This window comes from Floccifex sp. (assembly GCF_051873495.1).
In the GTDB taxonomy this organism is placed as follows: domain Bacteria; phylum Bacillota_I; class Bacilli_A; order Erysipelotrichales; family Erysipelotrichaceae; genus Floccifex.
In genome coordinates this window covers 1-14,868 of sequence record NZ_JBJEEX010000028.1, presented here as the reverse complement: position 1 = coordinate 14,868, position 14,868 = coordinate 1, and the positions used below count along the sequence as shown (strand labels likewise).

The following is a 14,868-nucleotide window of genomic DNA, read 5'->3' as shown; positions in this document are numbered from 1 at the left end:
CCCCGGTGTTGACCCCACTTAACTTTGGAAAAACCCCGGTTAACTTTGGTTACCCCTTTTTTTAAGATAATTGAATTGTTCTATGACATGATTTTGCGACAATTGGATCATGCGTGACAATCACAACGGTTTTTCCTTTTCCATTTAACATATGAAGAATATCTAATATTTCATCACGATTTTGTGCATCTAAGGCTCCGGTAGGCTCATCAGCTAAAATAAGTCTTGATGGTTTTAAAATAGCACGCGCAAGGGCAATTCTTTGTTGTTGACCACTCGATAAAGTAAACACTTTTTCTTTTTTATAATCTTCCATATGAACTAAATTTAAAGCATTTTCAATCATTTCTTGTTTTTCATGTTTTGATTTTTTAACATAACGAAGAGCCAACATTAAGTTTTGTTCAACGTTTAAGTTATCAATTAAGGCAAAGTTTTGAAATAAATAAGATATATTGTTTCGAATAAATTTATTAGCCTTCGAAGAATTGATTTTAGGAGCTTGTTGAGACAATAAAGAGACTTTTCCTTGATCATAAGATTCAATTAAACCAATGATATTTAATAAAGTTGTTTTTCCACTTCCACTTTTTCCCATAATCGCAATCATCTCATTGTCTTCAATCGTTAAATTGAAATGATAAAATATCACATGATTTCCAAATGATTTTGATAGATTTTGTATTTCAATAGCTGGCATGGTTATTCTTCTCCTTTCAATAATAGATTAAGATTTTTTTGTTCTTGTTTGTGAATTAAAATGAATAAGACAAACAAATCAATGAACACAAGTAGAGCAAATAATAATAAAGAAATTACACTTTGTTTGGTGATGAATAATTCAATGAAACCAAATAAATAAAGAACTAAAAAGTAGAATAATTCATTTTTATATCTTTCTAACATTGGATATCCTAATATCTTTTTGACAAAAATTTCTTTTTTACGTGTGACAAATAAAATCAATAAAATATAGTAAGAAGCTAATATATCAACTAGAACAATTAATACTAATCCTGTACTAGTTAATAATAAACCAGATTGTAGTCCACTTAAGTAATCTTTAAAACCAGAATTTAAAATACTATCAAATTGAATATTATTTTGTTGTAGATTGGCATCAATAATCGCTTGTTTTAAAAGCAGTTGATTCGTTTTATTGTTTTCTATACGAATGGGATTACTTGAAGCTTCATTGATAAATAAAGCGGATTGGTTTTGAATATTCGTATCATTTAAACAAACAAATATCGGATTACTTACAAATGCTTTGCCATTGTCAATCATTTGTTGGGTTTGTGTAAACATCATATTTGAATTGGCTTTGTAGTAGTGTACATCTAAATTGATTGATTCATCTGATAAAATGGTTGGAATTTGATTATATATATCTTTTATGGATGAATCATTTTTATAAGTCGATGGAACCAAAAGCACAAGTTTATCAGTATTAAAATAAGAATCAATGGACTCATCAAACCAATTTTGATAGTCTTGTAAGCCATTTTTATTGATTTCTAGTAAAGATATGTCTTTATTCATGTCAATAAAAGAAAAATATTGGGCATTGGCCGTTTCTTCTAATTCTTGAAACATAGAAAATAATTTATCATCTAAGCTAGATTGTCCATTCAACATTTGTTGGAATTCATCGTCAACAAAATCAAAGTTTGAAAGTGTTACTGTATTTGAAATGTCTTCATAGGCTTTTTTAGTTGCGATTTGTTTGAAAAATAAATTGGTTGCACTTGCCATACTTGGTATCACAAAAACAAAGGCAATAAATGTCACAAGCTTTAATCCATATCCGAGTAGTAAAGATGCCTTAACGTGAAAAAATCCTTTTAGAATGGAATTTAAAGTGTATCGTTTCGTAATGAAAACCATAATGCTTGAAATAAGAATTGAAAATAATATTATAATCATTTGGTATATAAACAATAAAAATAAATAATTTAAGTCACAACCTGGTATTAATAGCTTTTGAAGGAATAAAGAAATGAAAACAAAGATGATATAAATCATTATGTTTTTACGATTTAATTGTTTCCATATATCAAATTCACTAAAACCAAGTAATTTATAAACACCTATTTCTTTAATTTGACTTGTGGGATAGAAACAACACATTAAAGCATAAATCAATAATAAAATAATGCTGGCAGCAATAATGATTTCAACAGGTCCTTTTGTATATGTTTTTTGATAGTTGGCTTGAAGAAGCAAAGAAGAATCTTGGTTTAAATACGTAGATAGTTCATTTATGATTTCTTGTTTGTGATTGGTTGGAGAACAAATGGTATAAGAACCATCAATCGATTTATTTGAGTGTTGCAGATGATTATTGAGAGTCATAACAATCATAGGATCATCTTCAAATAAATCATATAACATACCTACTTGATTTTTGTTTCCTTTAAAAGTAGAAAGAACATCGCTATCCCTTTTAATGTTTTCTCCTTTAGAAATAAAATTGTTGATATATGTTAAATATGTATTGGTGAATGTTCCTGCTTTAATTGTGATTAATTTATTATTTTTTTCAATGACATCACTACGAATGATAGAGGCATCGTATTTTTGTGATATTTTAGATATTTCATCTAAAAACGAATCATTAGATAGAGTATCGTTATCTACATAAATAGTGAAATAATCTTGTTGTTTATCAATGGAATCTAAGCGTAGGTAGTCATTATATTTTTGATTCATTCCAAATAATAGACTAACCAAAATACTCACAGTGCATAATAAAAAAATAATTGATTTTCTCATAATAGATTACCTTTTCTTAAAATATTTTGATAACGTTATCTAATATTGTTATATTACTTTTTATTAAAAAAGCAACAGTTAATATAAATGCTATGAAAAATACAAGAAATAACAAAGTAAACAAAAAACAAATAGACTTCTACATCTATTTGTTTCTTCTATTATTTTTCGTTTTCAATCATTTCTTTAATTGCTTCAATTGCTACTTTGATAGGAATATTTACATCGTGTACTTGTGGATTTGGTAATCCTTGTTTTTCTCTTTCTTGGTTGGCAATGACCAAACAAACAGAACCACAACGAACTTTTAGATAACTGGCAACAATGAATAAAGTGGAAGATTCCATTTCGGATCCTTTACAACCTAAACGAAGCCAAGCATCCCATTTTCTTAGTAATTCTTCATGGTTAGGAAGGTCTTCTGGTTTGTGTTGTCCATAAAAGGCATCTTTACATTGTGCTACACCTACATGATATGTTTGATTCAATTTTTTGCTGGCATTGACTAAAGCTGTTGTGACATCAAAATCGGCAATGGCAGGATATTCGATAGGAGCATATTCTTTAGAAGTGCCTTCAGCACGAACAGCTCCGTTAATAATAATGACATCACCACTTTTTACATTGATATCCATTCCTCCACATGTTCCTACACGAATAAAGGTTTTAGCTCCACATTGTACTAATTCTTCCATCGCAATGGCAGCACTTGCTCCTCCAATTCCAGTTGAAGTTACACTTACTTTTGTTCCATTTAAAGTTCCAGTATATGTCACGAATTCTCTTGAATCGGCAATAAGAACGGGATTATCAAAGTATTGCGCAATGATTTTACAACGCTTTGGATCACCAGGTAATAAAACGTATTCACCAACGTCTCCTGGTTTTACTTGAATATGATATTGTTTTCCTGAACCTTCTGTATAATCAATCATGGTATCACCTCAAGTAAAGTATAATCGAAATTTTATTTGTTTTCAATTTATGGTAGAATGGTGCAGAGGTACAGATATGAAAAATATAGTAATTGCACTTAGAAAAAATGATGAATTTCCCGAATTGATAAAAAATAATTTAGGAGAAATTGAATTGGATTTAGATTTAGGTCATGTGACTACAATCTATACATTTAATAAACTTCCAATGGAAAAAGTTTATATTTTAGGATTAGGTGATGGCTCAAATATTAAAAAAGCTTTTATTCAGTTTGCTCAAACCATTAAAGAAAATGTATTTGTGTATGTTGATGAAGAAATGGCTTATCAAGCAAGTTTAGGATTATATTATGGAGCTTATTCTTATTTAGATAATAACAGAGAATATGAATTTTCGAGTTGTTCAGAGTTAGTTCAACAAGGAAAAGAAATGGCAGAATGTATTAATTATGCTCGTTATTTATCCGATATGCCAAGAAACATTTTAACGCCAATTCGTTTCAAAGAAGAAGCTGAGAAAGTGGCAAATGAATATGGATTAGAAATAGAAGTGCTATCAAATGAAGAATTAGAACAAATGGGAGCTAATTCAATTTTAGCGGTAAACTCAGGTTCAAAATATCCTTGTTTCATCATTAAATTAAAATATAATGGAAATGGAGATGCCCCATATACAGCTATTGTAGGAAAAGGTTTAACATATGATTCTGGTGGATATAGTTTAAAGAAAACCATGGCAGGCATGAAATATGATATGTGTGGAGCTGCTAATGTTCTAGCAACTATTAAAATTTGTGCGCAAATGAAGTATAAAGTCAATTGTATGGCGGTGTTATGCATTACGGAAAATATGATTGGACCAGATGCTTATGCGGTGGATGATGTCATTACTTCTTTAAATGGAAAAACAATTGAAGTAACAAATACCGATGCCGAAGGAAGAATGGCATTAATTGATGGTATTACATATTGTCAAAAAGATAACGTGAATCGATTAATTGATATGGCTACTTTAACAGGAGCTTGTGCTAATGCGTTAGGAGAAAACTATACAGGTGCTTTCACAAATAATGAAGCGTTTTTAAATGAATTGAAAGCAGTTTGTTTAAATACCAAAGAAAAGATTTGGCAAATGCCATTAGATGAAGATTTCCATAAACAAATTCATAACTCTAATGTAGCGGATTTAACCAATGCCCAAGTCGGTAAAAAAGCAGGAGCAAGTCTTGCAGCGGCTTTCATTGAAGAGTTTATTGAAGAACATGTGGCTTGGATTCATCTAGATATTGCGGCTACAAGTAAAAAAGATAACCAGGCAACTGGGGTATTGATTGAATCATTGAGTCAATTATTAAAGTAAAGATATTCTTTACTTTTTTTTTATTTGTGTTATTATCTGTAAAGTCATGTGACAAGACAGGAGGAACTATGAAAGAATTTTTAAAAAAGAAAAATGTGATTTTTTCTTGGAAACGATATGGAATTGATGCGTTGAGTGCTATGGCACAAGGTTTATTCGCATCTTTATTAATTGGAACCATTATTTCTACATTAGGATCCCAATTAAATATTGAAGTATTAGTAACGATTGGAAACTATGCCAAAGCATCTACAGGGGCTGCCATGGCCGTTTCAATTGGATATGCTTTACAGTCTCCACCACTAGTTTTATTTTCATTGGCAAGTGTAGGAATGGCTACTAATGAGATTGCAGGAGCTGGAGGGCCCCTTGCGGTATTATTGATTGCTATTGTTGCAGCTGAATGTGGAAAATTAGTATCAAAAGAAACTAAAATTGATATCATTGTGACACCTTTTGTGACGACTGTTGTAGGAATTGCTCTTGCCTTAGTATTTGCACCGATGATTGGAACCGTGGCAAGCAGTATTGGTCAAACGATTATGTGGGCAACAGAATTACAACCATTCTTAATGGGAATCATTGTGTCAGTTGTTGTAGGTATTTGTTTGACATTGCCAATTAGTTCAGCTGCTATTTGTGCAGCACTTTCTTTAACAGGATTAGCTGGAGGAGCAGCCGTAGCTGGTTGTTGTGCTCAAATGATTGGCTTTGCGGTAATGTCATTTAAAGAAAATGGATGGGGTGGATTCTTTGCTCAGGGAATTGGTACGTCGATGTTACAAATGGCGAACATTATTAAAAATCCTAAAATCTGGTTACCACCAATTATCGCATCGGCTATTACTGGACCTATTTCAACTTGTGTGTTTAAAATGGAAATGAATGGAGCAGCTATTTCTAGTGGAATGGGAACATGTGGTTTAGTTGGTCAAATTGGGGTTTATACAGGATGGCTTCAAGATGGGATTCAAATTGGTGCTATGCAGTGGCTTTCTTTGATTTTGATTAGCTTTGTTTTACCAGCTGTTTTAACTTGGTTGATTGCTTTAGTCTTTAGAAAAAAAGGCTGGATTAAGGAAAATGATTTAAAATTAGATTTATAACTAGTAGGATTTATTTCTATTAGTTTTTTCTTTTGTAGTATAATTTTAAAAAAAGTAGGTGAAAGTTATGTTGAAACAATGGATAGAAGAAAGTGATAATATTGTGTTTTTTGGAGGTGCTGGTGTATCAACGGAAAGTAATATTCCTGATTTTCGAAGTGATAATGGATTATATAAAAAGAAGTATCGATATCCTGCAGAAGTGATGTTGTCACATTCTTTTTATGAAGCCAATCCTGAAGAATTCTTTGAATTTTATTTTAATCAAATGATTTATCCCAATGCCCTTCCTAATAAAGCACATATTGCTTTGGCTAAGTTAGAACAAATGGGTAAATTAAAAGCAATTGTAACGCAAAACATCGATGGACTTCATCAAAAAGCTGGATCTAAAGTTGTTTATGAACTACATGGTTCGGTATTAAGAAATTATTGTGAAGGGTGTCATTATTTCTATAGTCTAGAAGATATAATGAAAAATCGTAATGAAAAAGGAATTCCGATTTGCCCGGTATGTGGAAAAATCATTAAACCAGATGTTGTTCTTTATGAAGAAAGTCTAGACGATGATACGGTTTATAAAGCAATTATGGCAATATCACAAGCGGATTTATTAATTGTTGGAGGAACGAGTTTAGCGGTTTATCCTGCCGCTGGTTTACTTCAATATTTTAAAGGAAGACACTTGGTTTTAATTAATCGTGATGAAACGCCTTATGATAATAAAGCAGATTTAGTCATTCATGATTCCATTGGAAAGGTATTGGATTCTATTTTATGAAAGAAAAAACAATAAAATCGGAAACAATTTTTAATGGTAAAGTCATTGATGTGTATCGAGATCAAGTTGAACTTGAAAATGGAATGAAATCAATTCGTGAAGTGGTTCATAATGATGGAGGGGTATGTGTTTTAGCCTTAACACAAGATAAAAAAATTGTTCTGGTGAAACAGTTTCGCTATCCTTCTAAGGAAGAATTATATGAACTTCCTGGTGGTCGTAAAGAAGAACATGAATCACTTGTTGAAACAGGAAAAAGAGAACTAAAAGAAGAAACAGGATATGTGAGTGAGGATGTATCTTATTTTGGTTGTTTATACCCAACAGTTGCGTATTGTGATGAAGTCATTCATATTGTTTTGGCCAAAAATTGTTGTTTTGAAAGACAATGTTTAGACGAAGGTGAGTTTGTGGATGTAGAATTATTCACTTTAGAAGAATTAAAAGAAATGATTTTAAATCATAAAATTAAAGATGGGAAAACATTAGTGGGATTATTGAAATATTTTGCATTTTATGAAAATTAGTTACATATTTTACATTGAAAAGAATGTAAATTGAGACTATAATAACAAATAGATTTAGAGAGTGAGGCTTTTTTATATGAAAAAAGATATCGATTGGAATAATATTGGATTCGGTTACATGAAAACAGATTATCGTTATGTTTCTGAATACAAAGATGGAAAATGGGATGAAGGAACATTAACAACAGATGACACAATTACAATGAGTGAATGTGCTTGTGTTTTACAATACGCACAAACATGTTTCGAAGGAATGAAGGCGTATACAACAGCAGATGGTAAAATTGTTGTATTTAGACCTGATTTAAATGCGGAACGTTTACAATCGTCTTGTGCTGGTCTTGAAATTCCAGTTGTGCCTAAAGAACAATTCTTAGATGCGATTCATCAAGTTGTTAAGGCAAATGCGGATTTCGTACCTCCATATGGAACAGGAGCTACTTTATATATTCGTCCATATGTATTTGGAAAAAATCCTGTTATTGGTGTAAAACCAGCGGATGAATACGAATTCCGTGTATTTGTTACACCTGTAGGACCTTATTTTAAAGGTGGAGTAAAACCAATCACAATTCGTGTTAGTGACGTGGACCGTGCGGCTCCTCGTGGAACTGGAAATATCAAAGCCGGATTAAACTATGCGATGAGTTTACATAATATTGTGGATGCCCATCAAAAAGGATTTGATGAAAACATGTACTTAGATCCACAAACTCGTACAAAAGTTGAAGAAACAGGTGGAGCTAACTTCTTATTTGTCACAAAAGATGGAACGGTTGTTACACCTAAATCAAATAGTATTTTACCTTCTATCACTCGTCGTTCATTACTTTATGTTGCGGAACATTATTTAGGATTGAAAGTTGAAGAACGTGAAGTATATTTTGATGAAGTGAAAGACTTTGCGGAATGTGGTTTATGTGGAACAGCTGCTGTAATTTCTCCAGTTGGAAAAATTGTAGACCATGGTAATGAAATCGTATTCCCAAGTGGAATGGAAGAAATGGGACCGGTTATCAGTAAACTACGTGAAACATTAACAGGAATTCAAATGGGAACAATTGAAGCTCCTGAAGGATGGATTGAAGTTATCGAATAATAGTAAAAAGCTTTGTGAGACCACAAAGCTTTTTTTATGCTTATTGTTTTAATTTATAGATAGCAATAAATAAAACACATAGTGAAATACAAGCAAGACCTAAATAAAGGGAAGTATTTGAGTAAATACCAGTATGAATCGTTTTAATTAAATAATCAATCATTTCGATTTCATCGGTTTTATCATCTACAACAAAAGTGATATCTTCTGCTTTTTCATAGCCAATGGGTGTTTTTGATTCACTTAATATATAAGTCTTACCAACGATTAAATCCTTTACAACATGAGCAGAATCACTTGTTTTCCATTCATCAATTACATTTCCTTCTTCATCTTTCAAACATAAAGTAGCTCCTTTAACATAGTTTTGATTTTCATCTACTTTCTTGAAAGTAACTGTTTTAACTTTCGTGTTTTCAAAAACTATGGTTTGAGATTGATTGGCTACAAATTCAATGTCTTCGGTTTCTAAATAAGAAGAAGGGGTTTCTAATTCATGAAGGGTATAAGTTTCACCTTCTTTTAGATTTGAAATACGATGAATGGTTTCATATCCATTGATATCAATGTAATATATTTTTCCATTGATGGTACATTCAATCATTTCCTCATTGATAACATAATGAATCCCATCATAATCAATTGATTGTTTATTATCCAATGAAGCTTTGACTATATCAGGTATTTCAATGATTTGTTGATGGGTTTTCCATTGATCTACAACATTATTTTGTGAATCCAATACTTGTAAAGTGGCATTTTCTACATAATTCTCATTTTGGTCTATTTTTTTCACATTGATAGAATGATTCACTAATTCAATAGAAGACACTTCATTGATTTTAAAAGAAACAGGTTTAGCACAAATATAACCATTATCTTGTGATTCCTCTATTAAAGTATAGACCTCTGTTTCAAGTAAATTAGATGTGACATGGCTTTTATCATCAGTCGTCCATTGATCTACGACTTCTTGATTTGAATCCACAATTTTTAAAGAAATATTAGGAATATAGTTTCCTTGTGAATCTACTTTATGAACTTCAATATCACCTGTTGATAAACTTACTTTTAAAGAAATAGAATTAGGAATTGATTTTTCTAAAGAAAGGACATTTTGTGAAGTTTTTGAATTATAGATGATAGATTGACCAGCTTCCTTTGAGGAATAGAAACAATCATAGGATACACTGCCTTCTAAATTATCTCCTTTTTCAAGCCAGATAGCTAAAGTATTTCCTTCTTTTTGAGTATGAACACCTGTATTGCTTGTTTCAATGTAGTGTTCAAAAACATTGTTTTGATCTTGTAAAAGGACGGCATGTTCTTTACCATAGCCTTTTAAGACAACTTCATTGGTACCAAAATTAACGTTTGTTTTCATAATATTGATTCTTTGCTCCACTTCATTCATTTTTGCTTGGATATCAGGATGATAAGTGATATTGGAAACGGTATTATCCAATAGTTTCCATAATAATACCTGACAAGCTAAATCCATTTCATTTGAATTGTCCATACATTTTCCTAAAGCATAAATCCAACCTGCTTGTTGACATTGTTGCTCATTATAAACTTGGTTCATCAAAACAGATTCATAATCACTGGCTCCATCCACGGCATAGATATTTGGTTCAACACAGTAAACTGCTTTGGAACCAATATGGATTTGACCATATAAATCTACTATGGATTTACCAGTGGCATTGTCGGTATAATGCACTTGCCATTTGTCAGGAACACTGTCAACAGTGTTTCCATAAGGAAACGTAACACGAATACTAGTTTGCGCAAAAGCTGTACTTTGTGAAAAGAAAGTACATAGAATTAAGGATAGGAAGACTTTCAAAAATTTCTTCATTTTAACACCTCCAATATATAATTCGAAAAAAATTTGGATTTGTAAAAAAAAAGATTCATAAAAGTTGATTTTTCTTTAAAAATTAAATAAAGTTATACTAAATATGACATTTAAGAGTATAATAATTAAAGGTAGGTATTATGTGGAAGTATTATAGTAAAAACCATTTAAGTATTATTAGTGTAGCATTTGTGATTGGTGTGGTCGTAATGGCCTTTACCTTTGGCGATAGTCAAGAACTATATGCAGAGATTTTTCCCTCGGAAATGGTTGAATTTATGTATTCAAATGTATTGATTACATATTCATTAGGGGGCGTTTCTTTAGCGAGTTTGGCCAATGCGATTTTATTGATTCAATACATTATGCAAAAATGGGCATTTGGGATTTTTATTATTATGATGGTTTTAATTTTAACGCCAGATGTCATTTCAGTTGTGGGTGTCATAACTTTAGTTCCTTGCGTTATTTTTTCGATTTATGGGATATTCTCTTTGAATAAATCAAATAAGGAAGCTCTTGCCAAGGAAGGTATGAAATCTGAAAAAGATATTGTTGATTTATATAAAGAAAATCATAATTTATTGGAAGAATATCAATCAATGGCTTTTCAGTGTCGTAAAAATGCACAAAAGATTTCAGCAATATATGCATTGGGATTGGTCGCAATTATCTTTGTTCTATTGTTTATGAATAATTTCTTATTGATTATGCTTGCGATTTTATTCTTTACATATGCATTTAATTATTTAGCAAGATATAAAATGTCTTGTTTCTTACCAATCACAAGCTTGTTATATGAGAAATGTGATCCAGAAGCTTGTGCTTCAGCAATTATTTATTATTCAACAAATAAAAGATCTTTTAAATTAACGAATCAAACGTTATTTGCGCAGTGTTTAATTTATTTAGATGATGCACAAACGGCTAAAAAAGCATTAGCAACGTATCCATTAAAGGATGAAGCGAGTACATTATCGTATTATTCGATTATGGCTTATATTTATTATATTTTAAAAGATGAACAAAATTTGATAGCATGTAAAGAAAAGGCAAGTAAAGTTCGTTTGAATATGGGAGCTGTTGGTGTCAACATTCAATCACAAGATATCGCTGCTATTCAAAATAAAATTGATTTAATCAATGGTGATTTTAACACTTGTCGTAAATATTATTTACAAGCATTCCAAAGAGCGCAATTCCCATTCCAAAAAGTGGATGCAGCTTATTATATTGGATTGATTTCATTTGTAGAAGAGGATTATGTTGTTGCTCAAACTTATTTGGAAAAAGTAGTCCAAACTGGAAATAAGATGCACTTTGTAAATAAGGCAGAACATTATTTATCAAAAATTAGTGAGATTAATATTCAAGAAGAATCTTAAGGGATTCTTCTTTTTTTTAGCCATTGATAAAGAAATAAATTCATAAAATAAGTAAATAATATTTCACAAAAACTAGTGATATGATTAAAATACATCATGATAAAGAAACATATAAATAAAAGTCCTAAAAAACAATAGCACTCTTTTTTGAAAAAGGGATAACACTTCCCAAAGAAATAAAGCCATTCTAAAATAAATCCCACTAAACCAATTCCACAGATTCCAACATGAAAAGCGTTTGTTTGATAGTTCAAATTATCACTATAAGGAAAGAAAGCAGAAACAATCATAGCTATACACAAAATAAAATGAATTTTTTTAGAGTAGGGAAATTGATAAGATTCCCATATTTTTTTGGAATAAAAATAAAATCCTAGTACAGAGCTGATTGTCCAACAAAACAAATAAATAGGATGATTTAAGGTATATCCAATATAAGTTTGATTGTTGATAAATACATTTGTAAATTTAAAGGCTAAAATATTCAAAATAACTTGAATGATGTAAATATGTGCCCAATATATAAAATTCATAAAAAAATTTTACAATTTTTTTTTACAAAATCAAATTTTTTTCGAATTATATAATGGAGGGTAGGTAAAATGCAAGATTGGATTCATGAAATTTATAGAGATCAGTCAAGTTTAATTATTGAACTGAACAAAAAAGAAAGCTTAGATATGGACATATTTCAAAGGATGGCAAATGATCAATGTTGTTTGAATTGCGTTATAAAAGATAAAGAAAAAGGAATCATAATGTATTCGATTAATAATCTTGTGACATTAAATGATGTATTAGAACAACATTCATTTGAAAACGAAGAAGGATACTTTTTCTTGATTCATTTATTGGAAATGGCAATAGCGGTTAATCGAAATAAACCGGTTTATTTTCATCCAGATTACATATTCTTTGATGAACACATTGAAACGGTTTATTTTATGGTTGTTCCTTTAGGAATTGAAGAATGGATGTTTAATAAAGAACAGACAAAAGAATGGATTGAATATCTTTACAGGTATTTAAAAACAACAACTGCCTTCGAAATACCAGGCTATTTAATTCGTTTTATATCAAGTCCTGAATTTTCTTTACCAAATTTAATTTTAGGTTTAAAAAATATGCAACACCGTTATTATCCTAGAAAATTCTCTTTCTTTAAAAAACGAAAGGAATCTTCTTTTCGTATCGAAGAAAGCATTCATTCTTCTTATCAATCTAAGCCAGTTCAAATGCCATCTTATGATAATGCTACACAAGTATTAGGTTTTCAAAAGATAAGTAGTGCGTATTTAGAAATAAATGAAGTCCACTATGAATTATTTGAAACAACTTTAATTGGAAGATCCTATGGATGTGATATTCAATTAAGTGATGATGCGATTTCTTTGGAGCATTGTAAAATTGTATGTGAAAACGATCGATACTACATACAAGATTTAAAAAGTTTAAATGGAACATATTTGAATGAGAAAAAAGTACAAAGAAAAATGCGATTAAAGAATGGTATGATTGTTCGCTTTGCGAATATAGAAGCTATGTTTCATCAATGAAAGAATGGAATAATCGTTATCTTTGGCTTTCCAACATTAAATACGATTCATTTATTCGTGTTGATCTAGTACAAGATCAAATTACAGGAAAGAAATGTATTGCCAAGGCCATTAAAAATGATGCCCCATCTATTTACATTCATCAATTTCGAATGGAAATAAAAGTATTATCAATGATTCAACATCCCTATATGCCTCATATTCTAGATGTATTTGAAGAACATGATTCATTGATATTAATTGAAAGTTATGTGGAAGCACAAAACTTTCAAGATTGGACAGAGAAACATCCTTTTCAACTTTTATTTCTAAAAGACATTTTCTTTTTTCAAGCTTTAAATCTTATTGATTATCTACATCAATTTAATTTGTTGTATATCGATATCAAAACAGAAAACTTTCTGATTTCTAAATATCACCTATATTTAATTGATTTTAATGCATGTGTATACAATGAATCTAAACAAATTCCTTTCAGTTCTCCTTCCAATCATTTGCCTGAACAACTCGACAATCAAAGTAAGACAATGGCAAGTGATGTATACGCATTAGGTAAATTCTTTGAGACAATCAGTCTTTTCAAAATCCCATTGATAAAAAAATGTACGCATAAAAATCCTAATAAGCGATTTCAATCATTTTCAACTCTAAAAAAAGTGCTTATTCTACATATGATTCTAAAGGCAATTGTTATTTTAATTCTGTCTGCTTCTTGTTTGTCTTTCATGAATCAAGGAAAGGAGGCATATACAATCCAGCGCTTTTTATTAAATCCAGAAGATGAGACGTTATTTATGGAAGCTTATATGTATGATCTACAAAGACAAGAAGGCGCTTATTATGAAAAATGTGCATCGGTTTTATATCAATGGATTTGTGATGATTATTTTTCAGATTGTCTTGAAAATGAGAAGATAAGTGAATTCATCATGAAACAAGTCATAATTTGTCAAAACCCCATTTATTGTGAATATTTTTTGAAACATATTCCTAAGCATATTCTAATTCAGTATAAAGAATTAACATCTTTTATGAAACAAATTATGAATGGAGGAATGTCAGATGCCTTTGCGAATGAATACATAACATATTTATTTCAAACTAAGTCATATGAAACACTTTCTACCTATATGTATTATCTAATCTCCAATCAAATCATTTTAGATGACATTGATTTATTGTATGAAATTAATATCGAAATCAAACAAGATTTTTATGATTTTGATAAGTGTTCGCTTTTATATTGTGAATATTGTCTATTCTTGAAAGAACAAAATCAATGTCGTCTTCCTATCCCTGAATTGTACACAAAATCAAATAATGAAGAAGTACAACAATTACTTCGATATTTAGAAAGGAAATAAAATGTTACCAGTCTTGCCCTATCTTCAATTTGAAACAAAAGACAATGAAGTCACAATTACATGTGATTCTCAAGTCGATATCGAAAACAGTGAATTTATATACGATGGTCAACTGCTAT

General features: G+C 30.4%; 12 protein-coding genes. 8 read left to right on the top strand and 4 right to left on the bottom strand.

The genetic code is table 11. The features are described 5' to 3' along the window. Positions 1-61: 61 nt before the first annotated feature. The 3 genes from ACI313_RS01805 to udp form a co-directional block, all read right to left on the bottom strand. Positions 62-700: an ABC transporter ATP-binding protein gene (locus tag ACI313_RS01805; RefSeq protein ID WP_439755143.1), complete on the bottom strand. Its 639-nt coding sequence runs from the start codon at positions 698-700 to the stop codon at positions 62-64. 2 nt (positions 701-702) lie between these two features. Beyond that, the gene (locus ACI313_RS01800; protein ID WP_439755142.1) at positions 703-2,712 is read right to left on the bottom strand and encodes a DUF1430 domain-containing protein; all 2,010 of its coding nucleotides are present in this window, start codon (positions 2,710-2,712) and stop codon (positions 703-705) included. Between the two features lie 224 nt (positions 2,713-2,936). Beyond that, a complete protein-coding gene (gene udp / locus ACI313_RS01795) occupies positions 2,937-3,710 on the bottom strand; it encodes a uridine phosphorylase (protein ID WP_320608306.1) in 774 nt (257 codons plus the stop codon). Between the two features lie 76 nt (positions 3,711-3,786). On the opposite strand from udp, the gene ACI313_RS01790 reads away from it, so the two are divergent. The 5 genes from ACI313_RS01790 (at position 3,787) to ACI313_RS01770 (ending at position 8,583) form a co-directional block, all read left to right on the top strand. After that, on the top strand, positions 3,787-5,070 hold the full coding sequence (locus ACI313_RS01790) for a M17 family metallopeptidase (RefSeq protein WP_320608307.1): 1,284 nt from the start codon (positions 3,787-3,789) through the stop codon (positions 5,068-5,070). 68 nt (positions 5,071-5,138) lie between these two features. Further along, positions 5,139-6,176 (top strand): PTS transporter subunit IIC, encoded by a 1,038-nt coding sequence (locus tag ACI313_RS01785; RefSeq protein ID WP_320608308.1) that lies wholly within the window; start codon positions 5,139-5,141, stop codon positions 6,174-6,176. Positions 6,177-6,243: 67 nt separating this feature from the next. Continuing rightward, entirely contained in the window at positions 6,244-6,957 is a 714-nt protein-coding gene (locus ACI313_RS01780; RefSeq protein WP_439755141.1) for an NAD-dependent protein deacylase, read from the top strand. Beyond that, positions 6,954-7,484 carry an NUDIX domain-containing protein gene (locus ACI313_RS01775; RefSeq protein ID WP_439755140.1) on the top strand — a complete coding sequence of 177 codons (531 nt, stop codon included), beginning with the start codon at positions 6,954-6,956 and terminating at the stop codon, positions 7,482-7,484. Before ACI313_RS01780 ends, ACI313_RS01775 begins: the two co-directional genes overlap by 4 nt. 76 nt (positions 7,485-7,560) lie before the next feature. Next, entirely contained in the window at positions 7,561-8,583 is a 1,023-nt protein-coding gene (locus tag ACI313_RS01770; protein WP_320608311.1) for a branched-chain amino acid aminotransferase, read from the top strand. 40 nt (positions 8,584-8,623) lie between these two features. Here the strand turns inward: ACI313_RS01770 and ACI313_RS01765 are convergent, their stop codons facing one another. Beyond that, positions 8,624-10,444, bottom strand: coding sequence for an MSCRAMM family protein (locus ACI313_RS01765; protein ID WP_320608312.1), 1,821 nt, complete (start codon positions 10,442-10,444; stop codon positions 8,624-8,626). A 140-nt stretch (positions 10,445-10,584) separates the two neighbouring features. Here ACI313_RS01765 and ACI313_RS01760 point away from each other — a divergent pair, with 140 nt between their 5' ends. The 3 genes from ACI313_RS01760 (at position 10,585) to ACI313_RS01750 (ending at position 14,749) form a co-directional block, all read left to right on the top strand. After that, positions 10,585-11,829: a hypothetical protein gene (locus ACI313_RS01760; RefSeq protein ID WP_320608313.1), complete on the top strand. Its 1,245-nt coding sequence runs from the start codon at positions 10,585-10,587 to the stop codon at positions 11,827-11,829. 602 nt (positions 11,830-12,431) lie between these two features. Continuing rightward, on the top strand, positions 12,432-13,385 hold the full coding sequence (locus ACI313_RS01755) for an FHA domain-containing protein (protein WP_320104398.1): 954 nt from the start codon (positions 12,432-12,434) through the stop codon (positions 13,383-13,385). Beyond that, on the top strand, positions 13,382-14,749 hold the full coding sequence (locus ACI313_RS01750; protein WP_320608314.1) for a protein kinase family protein: 1,368 nt from the start codon (positions 13,382-13,384) through the stop codon (positions 14,747-14,749). Before ACI313_RS01755 ends, ACI313_RS01750 begins: the two co-directional genes overlap by 4 nt. The last annotated feature ends 119 nt before the right edge of the window (positions 14,750-14,868 follow it).

Excerpts from the sequence above, each read along its gene's own strand:
- ACI313_RS01805 (WP_439755143.1), bottom strand. The coding sequence starts at position 700 with ATGCCAGCTATTGAAATACAAAATCTATCAAAATCATTTGGAAATCAT.
- ACI313_RS01790 (WP_320608307.1), top strand. The coding sequence starts at position 3,787 with ATGAAAAATATAGTAATTGCACTTAGAAAAAATGATGAATTTCCCGAA.
- ACI313_RS01755 (WP_320104398.1), top strand. The coding sequence starts at position 12,432 with ATGCAAGATTGGATTCATGAAATTTATAGAGATCAGTCAAGTTTAATT.
- ACI313_RS01770 (WP_320608311.1), top strand. The coding sequence starts at position 7,561 with ATGAAAAAAGATATCGATTGGAATAATATTGGATTCGGTTACATGAAA.
- ACI313_RS01800 (WP_439755142.1), bottom strand. The coding sequence starts at position 2,712 with ATGAATCAAAAATATAATGACTACCTACGCTTAGATTCCATTGATAAA.
- udp (WP_320608306.1), bottom strand. The coding sequence starts at position 3,710 with ATGATTGATTATACAGAAGGTTCAGGAAAACAATATCATATTCAAGTA.
- ACI313_RS01765 (WP_320608312.1), bottom strand. The coding sequence starts at position 10,444 with ATGAAGAAATTTTTGAAAGTCTTCCTATCCTTAATTCTATGTACTTTC.
- ACI313_RS01775 (WP_439755140.1), top strand. The coding sequence starts at position 6,954 with ATGAAAGAAAAAACAATAAAATCGGAAACAATTTTTAATGGTAAAGTC.
- ACI313_RS01780 (WP_439755141.1), top strand. The coding sequence starts at position 6,244 with ATGTTGAAACAATGGATAGAAGAAAGTGATAATATTGTGTTTTTTGGA.
- ACI313_RS01785 (WP_320608308.1), top strand. The coding sequence starts at position 5,139 with ATGAAAGAATTTTTAAAAAAGAAAAATGTGATTTTTTCTTGGAAACGA.
- ACI313_RS01760 (WP_320608313.1), top strand. The coding sequence starts at position 10,585 with ATGTGGAAGTATTATAGTAAAAACCATTTAAGTATTATTAGTGTAGCA.
- ACI313_RS01750 (WP_320608314.1), top strand. The coding sequence starts at position 13,382 with ATGAAAGAATGGAATAATCGTTATCTTTGGCTTTCCAACATTAAATAC.